Raw genomic sequence first — 17,931 nt, forward strand, 5'->3', positions numbered from 1 at the left:
GGCTCCCAAAACGACAAAACGCCACGGATGTGAATCCGTGGCGTTTTGCTTTACTGACCGGGAAATCGCGATGATTTCCCGATGCAGTTTTCGCCCAGAGGCGAACCCTATGCGACAGCTTACTGGCTTGCGCCCGAAGCCGGAGCAGCAGCCGAAGCCGATGCGTCCGAAGCAGCAGCGCCAGCGTCCGAAGCAGCGGACGTAGCCGAAGCAGCAGCGTCGCTCGCAGCAGCAGCCGCACCCGAAGCAGCAGCAGCCGAATCCGAAGCTGCAGCAGCCGGTGCCGAAGCAGCAGCTGCGTCGCTAGCCGGGGCAGCGGCTTGATCGTTGCTCTTGTTGCATGCAGCCAGTGCCACAGCTGCCAACAGGGATGCTACGAGGAGGGATTTCTTCATGATCACGTCCTTTTATGGTTTAAAGGTAAGCAACAGCGCAAAATAAAACCGGTAATGTGCTCCAACACCGACCTGGGCCGCTGGTGGAGACGCTCTTTTGACGAGCTGGAATCTTCCCTACGGCTTGGGCGGAAATTATATGCACTTTCGTACTGACAATCCATAAATCCGGGGTCAATACGTTGTCTTTCTCATACAAAAAATCATAGTACGGGGTATAGCAGGCAGGCGGAGTTACGCAAGCTCGCCCACTTGTATCCAGCCCGCACAATACCACTCGTGTAGCAGTGCTGTCACCGACGAATCGTGTGAGAGTGTTACAAAGCGTTTCGCACTCATGCAGCGGTGGTCAGCGAGTTCAAACAGCCACTTTTTTGCGCCATCGAATGATGTTTCTTCTCCATTTACGAAGAAAAAACGGCGGTTGTACAACAGATTAGTCTTGCGGTCCAGTCGAATACCTGACTTCGATGCTTCATTAATGAAACGGGCTTCGTTGAGCGGCTTTTGCGGCGGATCAAAGACGACACTCGGCTTAGGTTCGCTGAGATAAGTACCAAGGAACGACGCAATATCCTGCTCATTCCATTTAATTTGAGCAAGGATCGCGCCAACCCGCTCGATTAATCCCGCGGGCAACTCGGCCGGGTGGTCGACGGCGGCCTGTTTCGGGTCGCGATACAACGCTCCCGATCGTTCCGCCGACTCACCGCGCTCGGCCAGATGGTAGAGGAACTGCGAGGTCAACTCGCTCGTGGAAGGCGCGCGAAAACCGATCGAGCAGGTCATGCATTCGCCCTCGGCGATACCGTCATGCGCAATGTGCGGCGGCAGGTAAAGCATGTCGCCTGGCTCGAGCAGCCATTCTTCTTCCGGTTCGAAATGCTGTAAAACTTTCAAAGGCAGGCCGGGTTGGAGCGTCAGATCTTTCTGCGCGCCGATGCGCCAACGGCGCTTGCCTTTGACCTGCAACAGGAAGACATCGTAAGAGTCGAAGTGCGGACCGACGCCGCCGCCGTCGGTCGCATACGAAATCATCAGATCGTCCAGACGCGCGTCCGGCACGAAGCGGAAGCGGTCGAGCAGCGCGCGCGCGCGGTCGTCGTAAAGGTCGACGCCTTGCACCAGCAGCGTCCATGCGCGCTGCTTCACGGACGGCAGTTCGTCGGCCGCGAACGGGCCGTGCTCCAGTTGCCATTTATTGCGAAAGTGCGTGATCAGGCGCGCTTCGACTTCGTCCTGATCGGCCAGTTCGAAAAACTCGTCGCGCGTGAGCGGCGACTCGACATTCGGGATCGCCTGACGAATCAGCAGCGGCTTTTTCTGCCAGTAACGGCGCATGAATTGCGACGGCGTCAGATTGCCGAGCAATGGCGTGGGCGTGTCGGGCGAGGGCGGCAGAACGGGCTGCGCGGGCAGCGCCGGCTTCGAAGCCGATGAAGGATTGCGTGCCGAAGCTGCGTCGGCCGGGTGGTCAGTGGGCCGCTTGGGCATCGTATAATGTGAGTTGTATTCTGGAGAATCGAATGAAAATCGCAAAGAACACCGTCGTGTCGGTCGCTTACAAGCTGTCGGATGCGCAGGGCAATCTGATTGAAGAAAGCGACGAGCCGATGGTCTATCTGCACGGCGGCTATGATGGCACGTTCCCCAAGATCGAGGAAGAGCTCGACGGCCACGAGGCCGGCTTCGAGACCCAGATCCAGCTGGAGCCGCAAGACGCGTTCGGCGAGTACGATCCCGATCTCGTGAAGATCGAGCCGCGCAATCGCTTTCCGGAACCGCTCGAAGTCGGCATGCAATTCGAAGGCACGCCGGAAGAAGGCGACGAAGATCTCGATTCGCTCGTCTACGTCGTGACCGACGTCGCTGAAGACAAGGTCGTGCTCGACGGCAACCACCCGCTTGCCGGCATGGCGCTGCGTTTTGCGCTGACTGTGAAAGACGTGCGTCCGGCCACGGAAGACGAAATCCAGCACGAACACGCGCATGGCGCCGACGGCCTCGAAGTCCTCGATGAAGACGACGACGAAGAGGAAGACGACAAGTCAGGGCCCACGCTGCACTGAACTCGCGGGCGCGCTGCCGGGGGCGTTGGAAGAAGCGCCCGGCGTGCGCGGCATTGTTGTCGATGCGGGCGGCGCGGACATGGCGGGCCCATAGGGTCCATTGCCTTCGCCGCTACCGGTTGCCGGGTTGTACTGCTGATCGAACGGTTGCGAGTCCGATTGCGGCTGAGCGGGCGCCGGCAGCAGTGGCGGCAACTCGGAAGCGGGCCCGAGCGCCGGCACGGCCGGCATCGAAGCAGCCGGTTCGTCATGAGGCGAAGTAAGCGGTGCGCTGGGCATCGGCATCTGTTTGGGCACGTCGCGCACACTTACGCGGAATGGCGGTTTTCTGCCGAGATCCGCTTCAATCTGAATCCACTGGTTAAGACGGTCATGCGGCGCAAGCGCGACCCGCGTGAGATTCGTCACCAAAATCCCTTTGTCGTTGCGTAGCGGCTGATCGATCGTGAAGCCGGCGCTCGCGCGCTCGTCGTCGCAATGAATCACCAGCACCGGGCCGCGGAAAACCTGCGCGAGTTTGACGAGGCTGCGCTTGAATTCCAGAAAGCCGTCGCGGCGTGTGTTGCGCGCAAAGCGCAACCACGCGAAACGGTCGGGTCTTTCGTAACGCTCCGGATCGAAGTCGCCTTGAAGCAGCACGACGATTGCTCGTGCGTCGCGCCGTTTCGCATATTCCGCCGCATGCTCGAGCCAGAATGCATTGGCGATCGCGCGGTCTTCGAACTCGCCGTTACGGCCGCCCGCGGTCAGATAGTGATTGTTCGGGCTCGGCGCGTTCAGCGCGACGAACACGGTGTCGCCGACTTGCCAGCGCACGTTCTCGCGATACGGATGAAAGCGCGACACTTCGCTTTCGCGCGTCAACGCGATCGGGTTCTGCCCCATCGAAGACTGATCGGCGAATAGCGTCTGGCGCAACAAGTCGAGCCGTTCGACCGGATCGAAGCCGCCGGCCTCGGCAGTCCCGCAATCGGCCCAGTCGTGTTGCCCCGGAATGAAAAAGAGCGCGGTGCGCGCGGTTTCGAGCACCGCGTGGCGCCGATCGTAAAGGGCATCGCGGCAGGCTTCCCTGGCGCCCTTCAGATTGCCGTCGTAGACGATGAACGACACGTTGCGCTCGCGGTTGATCGCTTCGATCAGGCGTTGCGTAGCGGCTTCGTCGGCGGTGCTTTGCATCGTGTTCGCGATCACCGCGAACGCGTAGCGCGGCGATTCGGCGTGCGCCGCCTGCGACATGACTGAAAGCGCCGACCCGAGCAGCGCGAGCGAAACAACGACGCCGGCCGCCCGCGTGCCGGCAAAACTCAGCGCCGCGCGTGGTCGGCGCGGGCGCAGCGGGAGCGCGGACGCGTCAGTGATCCGCATCCGGCGCGGCGGCCAGGTCGTGGAGCTCGTACAGCAGGTCGAGTGCTTCGCGCGGGCGCAGATCGTTCGGATCGAGCGAGCGCAGACGTTCGACGAGCGCTTGCAACGCGGGCGGCACTGCCGCTTCGGGCTTGCTGTCGCGTTCGTCGTCGGCGTCTTCGAGCAGCATCGGCAGCGGCGCGGCGAACAGATCGAGTTGCGGCGCGGGTTGCGCCGCCGATTGCTGTTCGAGATGCGCGAGGTGCTTGCGCGCCGCGCGAATCACCGCGTTCGGCACACCGGCCAGTTGCGCGACCTGCAAACCGTAGCTCTGATTCGCCGGGCCTTCGTTGACCGCGTGCAGGAACACGATGCCGTGCCCATGCTCGACTGCGGACAAATGCACGTTGGCCGCATGCGGAAACTCGGCCGGCAGTTGTGTCAGTTCGAAGTAGTGCGTGGCGAACAGCGTGTGGCAGCCGTTGTGCGACAGCAGATGCCGCGCGATTGCCCAGGCCAGCGCGAGGCCGTCGAACGTCGATGTGCCGCGGCCGATCTCGTCCATCAGCACGAGACTTTGCGGTGTCGCGTCGTTCAGGATCGCGGCCGCTTCGGTCATCTCGACCATGAAGGTCGAGCGGCCGCCGGCCAGGTCGTCGGCCGCGCCGATCCGCGTGAAGATGCGGTCGATCGGACCGAACGACGCACGCCGCGCCGGCACATAGCTGCCCACATACGCGAGCAACGCGATCAGCGCGGTTTGCCGCATGAAGGTCGATTTACCGCCCATGTTCGGGCCGGTGATCAGCAGCAGCTTGCGATCGGCGGTGAGCGTGCAGTCGTTGGCGATGAACTGCTCGACCTGTGCCTCGACGACCGGATGGCGCCCCTGCTCGATTTCGATGCCGGCGTTGGGTGAGAACGTGGGCGCGACCCAGTCGAGCGCGCGCGCGCGTTCCGCGAACGCTGCCAGCAGATCGAGCTCGGCGAGCGCCGCCGCGACGCGCTGACAATCCGGGATGAACGGCAGCAGCGCTTGCAGCAACGCGTCGTAGAGCGAACGCTCGCGGGCGAGCGCGCGTTCCTGCGCGGACAGCGCTTTGTCTTCGAACGTTTTCAGTTCCGGCGTGATGTAGCGTTCGGCGTTCTTCAAGGTCTGACGGCGGCGGTAGTCGTCCGGCACTTTGTCCGTTTGGCCGCGCGTGACTTCGATATAGAAGCCGTGCACCTTGTTGTACTCGACGCGCAGATTGCCGATGCCGGTGCGAGCACGCTCGCGCGTTTCGAGATCGATCAGGAACTGTCCGCAGTTCTCCGAAATATCCCGCAACTCGTCCAGTTCCGCGTCGTAGCCGCGCGCGATCACGCCGCCGTCGCGCACCATGGCGGCGGGCTCCTGCGCGACCGCGCGCGCGAGCAGGTCGACGCAAGCTTGCGGCGGTTCCAGCGACGCGTCGATACGCGCGAGCGAGTCCGCATTCGGCGACACGGCCGCAAGCCGCGTGCGCAGTTCAGGCAGCGCGATGAAGGTATCGCGCAGGCTCGACAGGTCGCGCGGCCGTGCCGACAGCAAAGCCAGCCGCCCAGTGATCCGTTCGATGTCGGAGATGTGCCGCAGCGCGCCGCGCAGCGAATCGACGCTCGCGTCCGGCGGCGCGTCGAGCAACGCGCCGATCGCCTGCTGACGCGCTTGCGCGAGCGCGGCTTCGCGCGGCGGATGATGCAGCCAGTGACGCAGCAGACGGCTGCCCATGGTCGTGCAGCAGGTGTCGAGCAGCGAGCACAGTGTGGGCGATTCGGTGCCGCGCAGCGTTTCGGTGAGTTCGAGATTGCGGCGGGTGGCGGGGTCGAGGCCGATATATTCGGACTCGTACTCCACCTTCAGGCTGCGCACATGGCGCAGTTGCTGGCCTTGGGTAGCTGCCGCGTACAGCAGCAGTGCGCCGGCCGCGCCGCACGCGCAGGTGAGCGAATGCGCGCCGAAGCCGTCGAGGCCGGCCACTTCGAGCTGGTCGCACAGGCGTTGCGTGCCCGACGCGATATCGAAGTGCCAGACCGGCACGCGCGTGAGGGCGCCGGCGTTCACGGGTGGGGTCCAGGTGGCGGAATCGGTGGGTGTGTCGGCCACCAGTATTTCCGCGGGACGAATCCGCTCGAGCGCGGCGGCCACCTGGTCCGGCGCGACTTCTGCGAGACGCAGGTTGCCGCTCGCCAGATTCAGCCACGCGAGGCCGACGCTGGTCGCGACGCCGCGGCGGTTGTGCGCGACGCACAGCGCCATCAGGTACACGTCGCTCTTGTCCGACAGCAGCGCGGCGTCCGTGAGCGTGCCCGGCGTGACGACGCGCACCACTTTGCGCTCGACCGGACCTTTCGACGTAGCCGGATCGCCGATCTGTTCGCAGATCGCGACGGATTCGCCGAGCTTCACCAGTTTGGCCAGATATTGCTCGACCGCGTGATGCGGAACGCCCGCCATCTTGATCGGATTGCCGGCCGACGCGCCACGCTGCGTCAAGGTCAGATCGAGCAGACGCGCGGCCTTTTCCGCGTCTTCAAAAAAGAGTTCGTAGAAGTCGCCCATCCGGTAGAACACCAGTGTGCCCGGATGATCTCCTTTGATGCGCAGGTACTGCTGCATCATCGGCGTATGTTGTGCGACCTCGGAAGCCGCTGCGGTTTGAATGCCCATCCTCGGTGTCTTCTTGCGTTAGCTGTTCAGGGCGTGAGTTTAACCTGCCGGCACCGCGCGCGGACCCTGGCCGGACGGCCAATCGCGAAAGCGAACGGCATACCGCCGCGTGCGGCGCGAAAATTTGCACGAAGGCGGCACGCAGCGCGCCAAAGCCGTCATTCCCCGACCATGTCCCGCATGTTCACCGTGCGCTCGTTCACCGCGCTGCGCCGTTTCGCGAGCCACATCATGAACGTGATGAAACTGCCGAACACGACGATGATCCACTGCGCCGGCATCTTCGCGGTCAGCAGCAGCGCGTACGCGCCGAGCATCAGCAGCACGGCCAGATTCTGGTTGAAGTTCTGCACGGCGATCGAGTGTCCGGCCGACAGCAGCGTCGCGCCGCGATGCTGCAGAATCGCGTTCATCGGCACGATGAAAAAGCCCGACAGCGCGCCGAGCAGGATCATCAGCGGATACGCGAACAGGATGTAGATCGGCAGCACGTAAGTACCGATGCGAATGCCCGCGCCCGCTGGAAACAGGTCCTTGTTGTAGAACGCCACCGCGATCGCGACAAGCCCCGTGACAATGCCGACCGGCAGCACGCGCAACGATTTGTGCAACGGAATCAGCGCGGCCGCCCCCGCCGCGCCGACCGCGATGCCGAGGCCCGTCACGCCTTGCATCACCGCGGCCTTCGAGAGCGTCAAGCCGAGGTTCACGTTGGCCCATTTGAGCACCAGCAGTTGCAGCGTGACCGCGCCGCCCCACATCAGCGTCGTGACCCACAGCGCGATCTGCGCGAGCTTGTCGGCCCACAGCACGTTGAAGCAATGATAGAAATCGCCGACCAGCTTCTTCGGTTCGCTGAGGCGGTTCGGATAGCGCGCGCCGGTGTCGGGAATGAAGATGTTGATCGCGGCGGCGATCGCATAGGTGAGCATCACCGCGAACATCGCCAGATCGGCGGACGAGCGGATCAGCGGCCAATGCGCATGCGCGACGAAGCGGTCGGCGAGCGTGCTGATCAGCGCGCCGCCGACCATCGTGCCGACGATCGTCGACAGAACGGTGGCCGATTCGAGCCACGCATTCGCCTTGACCAGTTTTTCCGCGGGCAGCAGTTCGGTGAGAATGCCGTATTTCGCCGGCGAATACGCGGCCGCGCCGAAGCCGACCACGCCGTACGCAATCATTGGATGAACGCCGCAGATCATCATCAGGCAGCCGCTCGCCTTCAGTGCGTTGGAGACGAACATCACGTGGCGCTTTTGCATCGAGTCGGCGAATGCGCCGACGAACGGTGCGAGCAGCACGTAAGAAACGGTGAAGAAAATCTGCAGAAGAGGCGTGACCCACGCGGCCGACCGGATCACCGAAAGCAGCGCGATTGCGGCGATCAGCAGTGCATTGTCCGCCAGCGACGAAATGAATTGCGCCGCAATGATTGTGTAGAAGCCTTTTTTCATGAAGCGGGTCGGAAGCTGCGCGGGTGATTCGCGCGAAGCGGGCGCGATGGAAAACGCGCGAAACACACCCGGCGTGTCGTGTCGATGCCGGCGCGGCCTCCCGCTTTGTAGCACGAACGCCGCGCGCATGCCGGTGCGCCAACGAAAAAGCGGCCGAAGCCGCTTCCTCTTGAATTTCCTGTCGGACCTGGGCCGCTCCGCGTGGCCGCATCGGACCCGGGCCGCGCTCGGCCTTACCTCAAGCCGCTTGCTGACGCGTGCGGCTGTAGCGCGACAGGATCGGGACCATCTGCGCGTACACCTTCGGATTGCCCGCGACGATTTCGCCGACGTGCAGGAAGTCCGAGTCGCCCGTGTAGTTGCCGACCAGACCGCCGGCTTCCGTAATCAGCAGGCTGCCCGCGGCGACGTCCCACGCATTCAGACCCTGTTCGAAGAAGCCGTCCATGCGGCCGGCGGCGACGTTCGCCAGATCGAGCGCGGCCGCGCCCGGACGGCGCAGGCCGGCGCAGGCTTCGGTCATTTCGGCGAACTGGCGGCCGTAGGCTTCGAGGCCGTCTTTTTCACGGAACGGGAAGCCGGTGCCGATCAGGCCGTCGGCCAGACGGTCGCGCTTGCCCACGCGAATGCGGCGGTCGTTCAGGAACGCGCCGCGGCCGCGTGAAGCGGTGAACAGGTCGTTGCGGGTGGGATCGTAGACCACGGCCTGCGTGACGATGCCCTTGTGCGCAAGCGCGATGGACACGCAGTAGTACGGGAAGCCGTGAATGAAATTGGTGGTGCCGTCGAGCGGATCGATGATCCACTGATATTCGGACTCGTTGTCCGACTTGCCGGATTCTTCGGCGAGGATCGCGTGATCGGGGTAGGCGGTCTTCAGCGTGTCGATGATTGCCGCTTCAGACGCTTTGTCGACCTCCGTGACGAAATCGTTGTGCTGTTTCTTGCTGACCTGGATCAGATCGAGGTCGAGCGACGCGCGGTTGACGATCTGGGCTGCGCGGCGCGCGGCCTTCACAGCGATATTGAGCATGGGATGCATGAGACTGGATCCTTGTGCCGGGGCAGCACGGCTGCTGACCGGTAAAAAGCGCCCTCAGACAGGCGCGGAAACAGCACGGAACGCCCGCCCGGTACAAGACACGGTGCGCATTCCGCCGACGGAGACGAATTGAATAAGAACGGGGCGACCATGCAAAGCTGGACGCGAATATCGGTATTTTACCTGAGTGGCGCATCGTTGGCGCTACCATACGCGTTCTTTAGCTTGCTCAACGCCATCGTGGACCATACCCACCATTCTTCCGATCCGACCGTCGCCGATCTGCGCGGCGGCTTCACGTCGACGCGTTTCGTGCTCGTCGAGCCGAGTCATCCGGGCAATGTCGGCGCTGCCGCGCGTGCGTTGAAGACCATGGGTTTTGCGCGTCTGGTGCTGGTGGCGCCGCGCGTGCCGCATGTGCAGAGCGACCCGGAAGCGATTGCAATGGCGAGCGGCGCGGACGACGTGCTCGCCACCGCGCACGTCGTGCCGACGCTCGCCGATGCGCTCGCCGGCGTGCACTGGTCGATCGCGCTGACCGCGCGGTTGCGCGAATACGGTCCGCCGCAATGGACGCCGCGTGCCGCCGCGGGCATCGCGCGCGACCAGGCGCTGCACGGCGAGATCGCGCTGGTGTTCGGCAACGAGCGCACCGGTTTGTCGAACGAGGATGTCGAGCGCTGCAGCGCGCTCGCGCATATTCCGGCCAATCCGGCCTATAGCTCGCTCAATCTCGCGCAGGCCGTGCAGGTGTTGGCTTATGAGTTGCGCACCGCGTATCTGACTGGCCAGGATCCTGTTTCGCAGGCTGCGCCTTCGGTAACGGCAGAGCAGGGCGAGCCGCTCGGTGCCCGCGCGGCGAGCGACGAAATCGAGAGCATGTACGCGCATCTGGAAAGCGCGCTGGTCGCGCTCGAGTTTCTCGATCCTGCCAATCCGAAAAAGCTGATGTCGCGCCTGCGGCGTCTGTTCGCGCGCTCGGGGCTGGAGCGCGAAGAGGTGAATATCGTGCGCGGCATCGCCAAGCACATTCTGCTCAAGACCCGCCGTCCTGGCGGCGACGCGTCTTAAGCGGCGGCCGGGCAAGAGCGCGGGTGCCGCACGCGCCCCACGATACCGGACGCTGACGACCTTGTCGGCAGCGTGGGCTTGCCGCAGGTTTTTCCGCGTTCGTCCTACAATCGCTCGAAACGTTCTAAGCAAAGCTGTCGATCTGCTATGCGGATACGATCGCGAGCCGTCGCGCGTGGTGTCGAGCGCCGGCGGTTTTTACATCCCCCAAACCCAGGTCCCTGTCATGTTCACGAGACTTCGCGAAGACATCGCCACGATCCGCGAGCGCGATCCCGCCGCCCGCAGCGCCTGGGAAGTCCTCACGTGTTATCCGGGTTTGCACGCGCTCGTGTTGCACCGGCTCGCGCATGCATGCTGGCGCGCGCAGCGCCGCTGGCTCGCGCGCTTCGTCTCGCAGATGGCGCGCTTCATGACCGGCATCGAAATTCATCCGGGCGCGACGCTCGGGCGGCGCGTGTTCATCGATCACGGGATGGGTGTCGTGATCGGCGAAACCGCGGAGATCGGCGACGACTGCACGATCTATCAGGGTGTGACGCTCGGCGGCACGTCGCTCACGCGCGGCGCGAAGCGTCATCCGACGCTCGAGCGCGGTGTGATCGTCGGCGCGGGGGCGAAGGTGCTCGGCGGTTTCACGATCGGCGCGGACGCGAAGATCGGTTCGAACGCGGTGGTCACCAAGCCGGTGCCGGCGCGCGGTACGGCGGTGGGTAATCCGGCGCGGATCATCGTGCCGGCGGCGGCTGCCGTGGCGGTGTCTGCGGGGGCGGCTTCCGGTGCGCCGCGCGTGAATCGGGATGCGAAAAATGACACCCAAGCCGCGCCTGAACGCAGCGCGTTCTGCGCGTATGGGATCACGCCGAATGCGGACGATCCGGTGTCGCTGGCGATCCACGGTCTGATCGACCACGCGGCGACCCAGGCGCAACGTATCGATGAAATCGTCGTCGCGCTGGAGCGGCTCGGCACGAGCCTCGAAGGTTTGCAAGGCGCCGACGCGGCGTTGCTCGATCTGCGGCGTCTGTCGGCCGCGATCGCGGGGAAAGTGGAAGGGGCCGTGGCGGAGCGTTGACGCGCCGCACACCGCTCAATCGAGCGGCAACGCCCGAATCCCTTCTGCATCGATTCGCAGATAACCGCCACGGCGCTCGCCGTGGTCGAGATCCCAATCCGGTAACACCCAACGCACGCCGTCGGGTTCGCGATGACGCGCGGGCCGATGCGTGTGCCCGTGAATCATCGTCGCGGTTTTGGTCGACTTGAACAACGCCGCAACGCCTTGACGCGTCACGTCGTACTTCGGCGACACCGGACGCGAGCGGCCTTGCTGGCTTTTCGAGCGCATCCGTTCGGCGAGTGCGTGGCGCCAGCGAAACGGCCACGCGAGGAACAGCGTCTGCGCGATACGGCCGCGCGCAAAACCGCGGAACAGTTGATAGCCGCGATCCTCGGTGCACAGCCCGTCGCCATGCGCGAGCACCACGCGCGTGCCGAACGCGGTGATCACGAACGGATCGGGCAGCCAGATCGCGCCGGCCGCTTTCATGAAGCGCTTGCCCAGTAGAAAGTCGCGGTTGCCGTGCATGATATAGAGCGCGATGCCGCGCTCGGACAGCGTGTGCAGCAGGGCCGCCATCCGCGCGACGAACGGCTCGACGAGCATGTCGTCGCCGATCCAGTACTCGAACAGATCGCCGAGAATGAAGACCGAATCCGCCTGCTCGGCGGTGACGCGGATGAAGTGCTCGAACGCGGCGACCGTGCGCGGAATCGCCTCGCTCAGATGAATATCGGAGAGGAAATAAAACGGGCGTGCGGCGTGCGGGCGTTTGCCCTCGCCAGGCACGCCCGCGGCGACGCTTCGCAGCGGCGTTTCTTGCAGCATTGAAGGTGCCTGATATCGGTTCGAACGGGTCGACGCTTCGTAAAAAACGTTAGTCGACGATCACGGCCTTTTCGATCACGACGTCGTCCACCGGCACGTCCTGATGGAAGCCCTTCGAACCCGTCTTGACCTTCTTGATCTTCTCGACGATGTCGAGGCCCTCGACCACCTTGCCGAACACCGCGTAGCCCCAGCCCTGCGGCGTCGGCGACGAGTGGTTCAGGAAGTCGTTGTCGTTCACGTTGATGAAGAATTGCGCGGTAGCCGAATGCGGGTCGTTCGTGCGAGCCATCGCGATCGAGCCGTTGACGTTCTTCAGGCCGTTGTTCGCTTCGTTGGTGATCGCTTCAGCCGTCGGCTTCTGCTTCATGCCCGGCTCGAAACCGCCGCCCTGGATCATGAAGCCGTCGATCACGCGGTGGAACACCGTGTTGTCGTAGTGGCCGGCTTTCACGTAGTTGAGAAAGTTCTCAACCGACTTCGGTGCCTTCTCAGCGTCGAGTTCGAGTTTGATGACGCCGTGGTTCGTATGCAGTTCAACCATGATGGAATCCTTTGATGAACGGGTGGATAAAAGTTGCGTTACTTGCCGACCACCGTAGCCGACTCGATCACGATCGGCTTTTGCGGCACATCGCTCATCGGGCCGCGCGTGGTGGTGGGCGTGCCCTCGATTTTCTTCACGACGTCGAGGCCGCTCGTGACCTTGCCGAACACCGCGTAGCCGTTGCCGTCCGGATTCGGATAGTCGAGGCCGGCGTTGTCGACCGTGTTGATGAAGAACTGCGCGGTGGCCGAATTCGGATCGCTGGTGCGCGCCATCGCGAGCGTGCCGACGCTGTTCTTCAGACCGTTACGGCTTTCGAGCGGAATCGGCGCGCGCGTGGGCTTCTCAGCGAAGCTCTGCGTGTAGCCGCCGCCCTGAATCATGAAGCCGCGAATCACGCGATGAAAAATCGTGCCGCTGTACTGGCCGGACTTCACGTAGTCGAGGAAGTTGGCGACGGTTTTCGGCGCTTTCTCAGGATACAACTCGACGCGAATGTCACCTTCCGTCGTCTTGAAGAGCACGGACGGATGCGCGGCCTGCGAACCGTTCTGGGCAAAGGCGGGGGCGTTTGCGATCAGGGCGGCGCTGCCGAGCGCCAACATCAACCATTTCATGAAGATCCTCAGGGTTGGAAAAAACGTATTGGCGAAAATCTGAAAATGAATTCCGGGTGCGATTCTGCTGAAGCCGGCGCAGCTTTATCTCGACGGCGCCATGTACGGCGGCATGGCGAGCGAGCCGGTCGGGCCGCCGTACTGGAAGCTCGGCGTTTCCGTCATGTTCGACGTGGCGCGCGACGTGTAATCATCCGTTGCGGCGGCGGCCTTTCTGACCGGCGTGACGGTTTTCGGCGGCGAGACGATCTTCTGGATGTCGGCGAGGCGCTGCGTGGTCGTGGCGCTCGCTTTGCCGAGACCCTGCGCGCGGCGGTACGCTTCATTGGCCATGCGCAGATACAGGTCGCCGAGATTTTCGTACGCGAGGCCGTAGCCCGGGTTCACCTTGGTGGCCGTTTCCAGTGCGGCGCGCGCTTCCGTGTACTGGCCGTGCTTTGCGTAGAGCGCAGCAAGGTTGTTGTACGGCTCGGGCAGTTCGGGGTACAACTGCGTGAGTTCGGTGAAGGCGGCGATCGCGTCGTCGTCGCGATTCAGATGGGCGAGCACGGTGGCGCGTTTGAATTTGGCCTGCGCGTCGTGCGGGTTCGATGCGATGCGCGCGTCGAGCTGGGTGAGCGATGCTTGCCAGTTCTTCTGCGTAATCGACGCGTCGATCTCGGGCGTATTGTCGCGCACGGCGGGGCCGGTGGGCATCGCGGCAGCTTTCTGCGCGTAGGCCGAGGCGCCCGGCAAGACCGTGAGAACGACGGCGCAGAATGCCGTCGCGGCGAGGGTCGCAGCGCTGCGCGCGCGGCCGCTGGAAGGTTTCATAGGCTCAGGTCTGGATGTTATACTCCGACCCATTCTAACAAAAGGTCTGCGCGTTCCGTCGAACCGCATACTGTCTTTCGCCACTCGTGGTCGTCTCCGCCATGATCGCAGCCTGAGCGCCGCACCCGGCGCACCGGTTTGCTGCTGTGCAGGTTGCAGTACAGGTCACACCCGTTGTCGGCTCGCGGGGCGCCTCTCGCACACAACACATTGCGGATCTCTTTCGGCCCACGCACCGTTCTCTATGGAATCACTGCGCATCTACAACACGCTCGCGCGTGAGAAGCAAACTTTCGTGCCGCTGCAAGAAGGCGTCGTGCGGATGTACGTCTGTGGGATGACCGTGTATGACTATTGCCACGTCGGTCATGCGCGGGTGATGGTCGTGTTCGACATCGTGCAGCGCTGGTTGCGCACGCTCGGCTACGACGTGACCTACGTGCGCAACATCACGGACATCGACGACAAGATCATCCGGCGCGCAGTCGAGAACGGCGAGACGATCAAGTCGCTGACCGATCGCTTCATCGACGCATTGCATGAAGACGCGGACGCGCTAGGCATCCAGCGTCCCGACCTCGAACCGCGCGCCACGGATTTCATTCCGCAGATGCTCGGCATGATCGAGGCGCTCGAAGCGAACGGCTACGCGTATCAGGCGGCCGACGGCGACGTGAACTACGCGGTGCGCAAGTTCAAGGGCTACGGCAAGCTGTCTGGCAAGTCGCTCGAAGATCTGCGCGCGGGCGAGCGCGTTGCCGCGAACGACGCGAAGCAGGACCCGCTCGACTTCGTGCTGTGGAAGCAGGCAAAACCCGACGAGCCGGCCGACACCGGCTGGGAGTCGAAGTACGGCCGCGGCCGTCCCGGCTGGCATATCGAATGCTCGGCAATGGGCTGCACGTTGCTCGGCGATCAGTTCGACATTCACGGCGGCGGTCAGGACCTGCAGTTTCCGCACCACGAAAACGAAATTGCACAAAGTGAAGCCGCTACCGGCCAAACCTTCGTGAATTACTGGATGCACAACGGCTACGTGCAGATCGACAATGAGAAGATGTCGAAGTCGTTGAACAACTTCTTTACGATCCGCGAAGTATTGGCGCAGTACGATGCCGAGGTCGTGCGCTTCTTCATCGCGCGCGCGCATTACCGCTCGCCGCTGAACTACAGCGACGTGCATATCGACGACGCCCGCAATGCGCTGGCGCGTCTGTACACGTCGCTGAAAGATGTCACGTCCGACGGCGCGCCGCTCGACTGGAACGAAGCGCACGCGCAGCGTTTCCAGGCGGCAATGAACGACGACTTCAACACGCCGGTCGCGGTCTCGGTGCTGTTCGAGTTGGCAACCGAAGTCAACCGCACGCGCGACCCCGCGCTGGCCCGTCAATTGCGCGAACTCGGCGCGGTGATCGGACTGCTCGGGCGCGAGCCGCGTGCATACCTGCAGCAGGCAGCGGGCGCGGCCGTCGAAGGCGCGCTCGAGCCCGCCGCGATCGAAGCGAAGATCGCCGCGCGCGTGGCCGCCAAGCAGGCGAAGGACTATGCGGCAGCAGACCGGATCCGGGCCGAATTGCTCGAGGCCGGCGTTGCACTTGAAGACAAACCCGGCGGGGCGACCGAGTGGCGGCGCGTGTGAGCGCACCTCGTTGTTCCCTCTGATCGACTCGCCAGGCAGGAGGCAGGATGGCAACGGCCACGAAGACGCCGGCTAAACGCGCCGCGTCTCAATCAACCGCAGCAGCCGCGGTCAAGTCGACACGTACGTCGGCACGCGGCGCAAGCGGTACGGTAAAGAAAGCTTCGTCGAAGTCTTCCGGGGTAGCGGCCACGACCGGCGCGAGTGCCGCAACGGGTGCCGCGACCCGTGCCGCAAAGAAGGCGGTGGCGAAGCGCGCGCTCAATGGCGCATCGGCGCCTGCGCCTGCCGCGAAGCGCGCAAAGACATCGCGTGCGAAAAGCAACGGCGTGTTGCCGGAAGCATTGAGCGGCGACGTGCAGGAACTCGCACGCGTCACCACGGAAGGGCATGAGATCGAAGTCGTGCGCAAGACGCGTGCGTCGTCGAGTACGGGTGGCGAAGCGGCCGGCGCGAGCGAAGCGGTGGTGCCGGTGCAGATCGGCGGCCTCACGCCTGAAGTCACGCGCCCCGCGTATTGGGACAAGGCGTGTGCGGACCTCGTCAAGCGCGACCGCATTCTGAAGAAACTGATTCCGAAATTCGGTCCCGTGCATCTGTTGAGTCGTGGCGATCCGTTCGTCACGCTCGCACGTTCGGTGGTCGGGCAACAGATTTCGGTTGCGTCCGCGCAGGCGGTCTGGGCGAAAGTCGAAGCGGCCTGTCCGAAGCTCGTGCCGCAGCAGTTCATCAGGCTCGGTCAGGAGAAGCTGACCGCGTGCGGGCTGTCCAAACGCAAGGCCGAGTACGTGCTCGATCTCGCGCAGCATTTCGTGTCGGGCGCGCTGCACGTCGGCAAGTGGACGTCGATGGAAGACGAGGCGGTGATCGCGGAGCTTACGCAGATTCGCGGCATCGGCCGCTGGACCGCGGAGATGTTCCTGATCTTCAATCTGTCGCGCCCCGATGTGCTGCCGCTCGACGACCTCGGCCTGATCCGCGCGATCAGCGTCAACTATTTCAGCGGCGAGCCGGTCACGCGCAGCGAAGCGCGCGAGGTCGCGGCGAACTGGGAGCCGTGGCGCACCGTCGCCACCTGGTATATGTGGCGTAGTCTGGATCCGTTGCCGGTCGACTACTGAAGAACAAGAAGCGAGGTCGTCCGCGAAACTATCGAATGCAGAAATCGATAGTTGCGAGACGGTTTTGACATCGGCGAGCGCGGTTAGAATACGCGCTGCCGGTAAGTCCAAGGATTACAACCAATGAAGACCACCTTTCTGGATTTCGAACAGCCGATCGCTGAACTCGAAGCGAAGATCGAAGAATTGCGCTTCGTGCAGGACGATTCGGCCGTCGATATTTCGGAAGAGATCGAGCGGCTGTCCAAGAAGAGTCAACAGCTCACCAAAGATCTTTACGCGAACCTGACCCCGTGGCAGGTGTCGCAAATCGCCCGTCATCCGCAACGCCCGTACACGTTCGACTACGTGAGCGAGTTGTTCACCGATTTCCACGAACTGCATGGCGACCGCAATTATGCGGACGACCTATCGATCGTCGGCGGCCTCGCGCGCTTCAACGGCCAGGCCTGCATGGTGATCGGCCATCAGAAGGGGCGCGACACGAAGGAGCGCGCGCTGCGCAACTTCGGCATGCCGCGTCCGGAAGGCTATCGCAAGGCCGAGCGTCTGATGCGTCTCGCCGAGAAGTTCGGTTTGCCGATCTTCACGTTCATCGACACGCCGGGTGCGTACCCCGGCATCGGCGCGGAAGAGCGCGGCCAGTCCGAAGCGATCGGCCGCAATCTGTATGTGATGGCCGAACTGAAAACGCCGCTGATCGCGACGATCATCGGCGAAGGCGGCTCGGGCGGCGCGCTCGCGATTGCCGTCGGCGATAGCGTGTTGATGCTGCAATTCTCGACCTATTCGGTGATCTCGCCGGAAGGCTGCGCGTCGATCCTGTGGAAGAGTGCCGCGAAGGCGCCGGAAGCAGCGGAAGCGCTCGGCCTCACCGCGCATCGTCTGAAGGCGCTCGGTCTGATCGACAAGATCGTCAACGAGCCGCTCGGCGGCGCGCATCGCGATCCGAAGGGCATGGCTGCGATGCTGCGCCGTGCGCTCGCCGATTCGCTGCGCCAGTTCCAGGGCATGAGCATCAACGACCTGCGTCAACGCCGTTTCGAACGGTTGATGTCGTACGGCAAGTTCAAGGAAACGACGCCGGGTGCGTAAGCCCGCGCGCGTTCTCTTTCGTCTTTCAGCGCGGCGCGCGCGAGCGACGTGAACCCCATCCCAGCAGATTCGCCCGCCCCCCCCCCCCCGGTTGTGGGCGGGGGGGGGGGGCCGGGCCCGGGGGCGGGGGTATAGGCC

16 protein-coding genes are annotated in these 17,931 nt (G+C 63.7%); 6 read left to right on the forward strand and 10 right to left on the reverse strand.

Annotation, left to right across the window (positions count from 1 at the left end; all coding sequences use genetic code 11):
• Positions 1-119 precede the first annotated feature (119 nt).
• Together PQQ51_RS23970 and PQQ51_RS23975 are read right to left on the reverse strand one after the other, a co-directional pair.
• On the reverse strand, positions 120-395 hold the full coding sequence (locus PQQ51_RS23970; protein WP_408499341.1) for a hypothetical protein: 276 nt from the start codon (positions 393-395) through the stop codon (positions 120-122).
• Positions 396-629: 234 nt separating this feature from the next.
• Complete coding sequence (locus PQQ51_RS23975) at positions 630-1,889, reverse strand: JmjC domain-containing protein (protein ID WP_408499342.1); 1,260 nt, start codon at positions 1,887-1,889, stop codon at positions 630-632.
• A gap of 32 nt (positions 1,890-1,921) precedes the next feature.
• Between PQQ51_RS23975 and PQQ51_RS23980 the strand changes: the two genes are divergently transcribed.
• Positions 1,922-2,464 carry an FKBP-type peptidyl-prolyl cis-trans isomerase gene (locus PQQ51_RS23980; protein WP_408499343.1) on the forward strand — a complete coding sequence of 181 codons (543 nt, stop codon included), beginning with the start codon at positions 1,922-1,924 and terminating at the stop codon, positions 2,462-2,464.
• Here PQQ51_RS23980 and PQQ51_RS23985 read toward each other — a convergent pair.
• From PQQ51_RS23985 to PQQ51_RS24000, 4 genes are all read right to left on the reverse strand, one after another.
• Positions 2,444-3,829, reverse strand: a complete 1,386-nt coding sequence (locus PQQ51_RS23985) for a hypothetical protein (RefSeq protein ID WP_408499344.1) — start codon at positions 3,827-3,829, stop codon at positions 2,444-2,446. The genes PQQ51_RS23980 and PQQ51_RS23985 overlap by 21 nt on opposite strands.
• Complete coding sequence (gene mutS, locus PQQ51_RS23990; RefSeq protein WP_408499345.1) at positions 3,816-6,500, reverse strand: DNA mismatch repair protein MutS; 2,685 nt, start codon at positions 6,498-6,500, stop codon at positions 3,816-3,818. The genes PQQ51_RS23985 and mutS overlap by 14 nt, the downstream gene beginning before the upstream one ends.
• 158 nt (positions 6,501-6,658) lie before the next feature.
• A complete protein-coding gene (gene lplT / locus PQQ51_RS23995; protein WP_408499346.1) occupies positions 6,659-7,957 on the reverse strand; it encodes a lysophospholipid transporter LplT in 1,299 nt (432 codons plus the stop codon).
• Positions 7,958-8,195: 238 nt separating this feature from the next.
• On the reverse strand, positions 8,196-8,999 hold the full coding sequence (locus PQQ51_RS24000; RefSeq protein WP_408499347.1) for an inositol monophosphatase family protein: 804 nt from the start codon (positions 8,997-8,999) through the stop codon (positions 8,196-8,198).
• Positions 9,000-9,239: 240 nt separating this feature from the next.
• Between PQQ51_RS24000 and PQQ51_RS24005 the strand changes: the two genes are divergently transcribed.
• Positions 9,240-10,070, forward strand: a complete 831-nt coding sequence (locus PQQ51_RS24005) for an RNA methyltransferase (RefSeq protein ID WP_408499348.1) — start codon at positions 9,240-9,242, stop codon at positions 10,068-10,070.
• A gap of 226 nt (positions 10,071-10,296) precedes the next feature.
• Complete coding sequence (cysE, locus tag PQQ51_RS24010; RefSeq protein WP_408499349.1) at positions 10,297-11,145, forward strand: serine O-acetyltransferase; 849 nt, start codon at positions 10,297-10,299, stop codon at positions 11,143-11,145.
• 15 nt (positions 11,146-11,160) lie between these two features.
• Here the strand turns inward: cysE and PQQ51_RS24015 are convergent, their stop codons facing one another.
• From PQQ51_RS24015 to PQQ51_RS24030, 4 genes are all read right to left on the reverse strand, one after another.
• A complete protein-coding gene (locus tag PQQ51_RS24015) occupies positions 11,161-11,958 on the reverse strand; it encodes a UDP-2,3-diacylglucosamine diphosphatase (protein WP_408499350.1) in 798 nt (265 codons plus the stop codon).
• A 49-nt stretch (positions 11,959-12,007) separates the two neighbouring features.
• Positions 12,008-12,502, reverse strand: coding sequence for a peptidylprolyl isomerase (locus PQQ51_RS24020; RefSeq protein WP_408499351.1), 495 nt, complete (start codon positions 12,500-12,502; stop codon positions 12,008-12,010).
• Between the two features lie 38 nt (positions 12,503-12,540).
• Complete coding sequence (locus tag PQQ51_RS24025) at positions 12,541-13,122, reverse strand: peptidylprolyl isomerase (RefSeq protein WP_408499353.1); 582 nt, start codon at positions 13,120-13,122, stop codon at positions 12,541-12,543.
• Positions 13,123-13,206: 84 nt separating this feature from the next.
• A complete protein-coding gene (locus PQQ51_RS24030; protein WP_408499354.1) occupies positions 13,207-13,935 on the reverse strand; it encodes a tetratricopeptide repeat protein in 729 nt (242 codons plus the stop codon).
• A gap of 244 nt (positions 13,936-14,179) precedes the next feature.
• Between PQQ51_RS24030 and cysS the strand changes: the two genes are divergently transcribed.
• The 3 genes from cysS to PQQ51_RS24045 all read left to right on the forward strand — a co-directional run bounded on the left by cysS (position 14,180) and on the right by PQQ51_RS24045 (position 17,793).
• Positions 14,180-15,577, forward strand: coding sequence for a cysteine--tRNA ligase (cysS, locus tag PQQ51_RS24035; RefSeq protein ID WP_408499355.1), 1,398 nt, complete (start codon positions 14,180-14,182; stop codon positions 15,575-15,577).
• A 47-nt stretch (positions 15,578-15,624) separates the two neighbouring features.
• Entirely contained in the window at positions 15,625-16,698 is a 1,074-nt protein-coding gene (locus PQQ51_RS24040; RefSeq protein WP_408499356.1) for a DNA-3-methyladenine glycosylase family protein, read from the forward strand.
• A gap of 123 nt (positions 16,699-16,821) precedes the next feature.
• Positions 16,822-17,793, forward strand: a complete 972-nt coding sequence (locus tag PQQ51_RS24045) for an acetyl-CoA carboxylase carboxyltransferase subunit alpha (RefSeq protein ID WP_074283028.1) — start codon at positions 16,822-16,824, stop codon at positions 17,791-17,793.
• The last annotated feature ends 138 nt before the right edge of the window (positions 17,794-17,931 follow it).

This window comes from Paraburkholderia xenovorans, assembly GCF_046030735.1.
Lineage (GTDB): Bacteria > Pseudomonadota > Gammaproteobacteria > Burkholderiales > Burkholderiaceae > Paraburkholderia > Paraburkholderia xenovorans_A.

Excerpts from the sequence above, each read along its gene's own strand:
- PQQ51_RS23970 (WP_408499341.1), bottom strand. The coding sequence starts at position 395 with ATGAAGAAATCCCTCCTCGTAGCATCCCTGTTGGCAGCTGTGGCACTG.
- PQQ51_RS23975 (WP_408499342.1), bottom strand. The coding sequence starts at position 1,889 with ATGCCCAAGCGGCCCACTGACCACCCGGCCGACGCAGCTTCGGCACGC.
- PQQ51_RS23980 (WP_408499343.1), top strand. The coding sequence starts at position 1,922 with ATGAAAATCGCAAAGAACACCGTCGTGTCGGTCGCTTACAAGCTGTCG.
- PQQ51_RS23985 (WP_408499344.1), bottom strand. The coding sequence starts at position 3,829 with ATGCGGATCACTGACGCGTCCGCGCTCCCGCTGCGCCCGCGCCGACCA.
- mutS (WP_408499345.1), bottom strand. The coding sequence starts at position 6,500 with ATGGGCATTCAAACCGCAGCGGCTTCCGAGGTCGCACAACATACGCCG.
- lplT (WP_408499346.1), bottom strand. The coding sequence starts at position 7,957 with ATGAAAAAAGGCTTCTACACAATCATTGCGGCGCAATTCATTTCGTCG.
- PQQ51_RS24000 (WP_408499347.1), bottom strand. The coding sequence starts at position 8,999 with ATGCATCCCATGCTCAATATCGCTGTGAAGGCCGCGCGCCGCGCAGCC.
- cysE (WP_408499349.1), top strand. The coding sequence starts at position 10,297 with ATGTTCACGAGACTTCGCGAAGACATCGCCACGATCCGCGAGCGCGAT.
- PQQ51_RS24015 (WP_408499350.1), bottom strand. The coding sequence starts at position 11,958 with ATGCTGCAAGAAACGCCGCTGCGAAGCGTCGCCGCGGGCGTGCCTGGC.
- PQQ51_RS24020 (WP_408499351.1), bottom strand. The coding sequence starts at position 12,502 with ATGGTTGAACTGCATACGAACCACGGCGTCATCAAACTCGAACTCGAC.
- PQQ51_RS24025 (WP_408499353.1), bottom strand. The coding sequence starts at position 13,122 with ATGAAATGGTTGATGTTGGCGCTCGGCAGCGCCGCCCTGATCGCAAAC.
- PQQ51_RS24030 (WP_408499354.1), bottom strand. The coding sequence starts at position 13,935 with ATGAAACCTTCCAGCGGCCGCGCGCGCAGCGCTGCGACCCTCGCCGCG.
- cysS (WP_408499355.1), top strand. The coding sequence starts at position 14,180 with ATGGAATCACTGCGCATCTACAACACGCTCGCGCGTGAGAAGCAAACT.
- PQQ51_RS24040 (WP_408499356.1), top strand. The coding sequence starts at position 15,625 with ATGGCAACGGCCACGAAGACGCCGGCTAAACGCGCCGCGTCTCAATCA.
- PQQ51_RS24045 (WP_074283028.1), top strand. The coding sequence starts at position 16,822 with ATGAAGACCACCTTTCTGGATTTCGAACAGCCGATCGCTGAACTCGAA.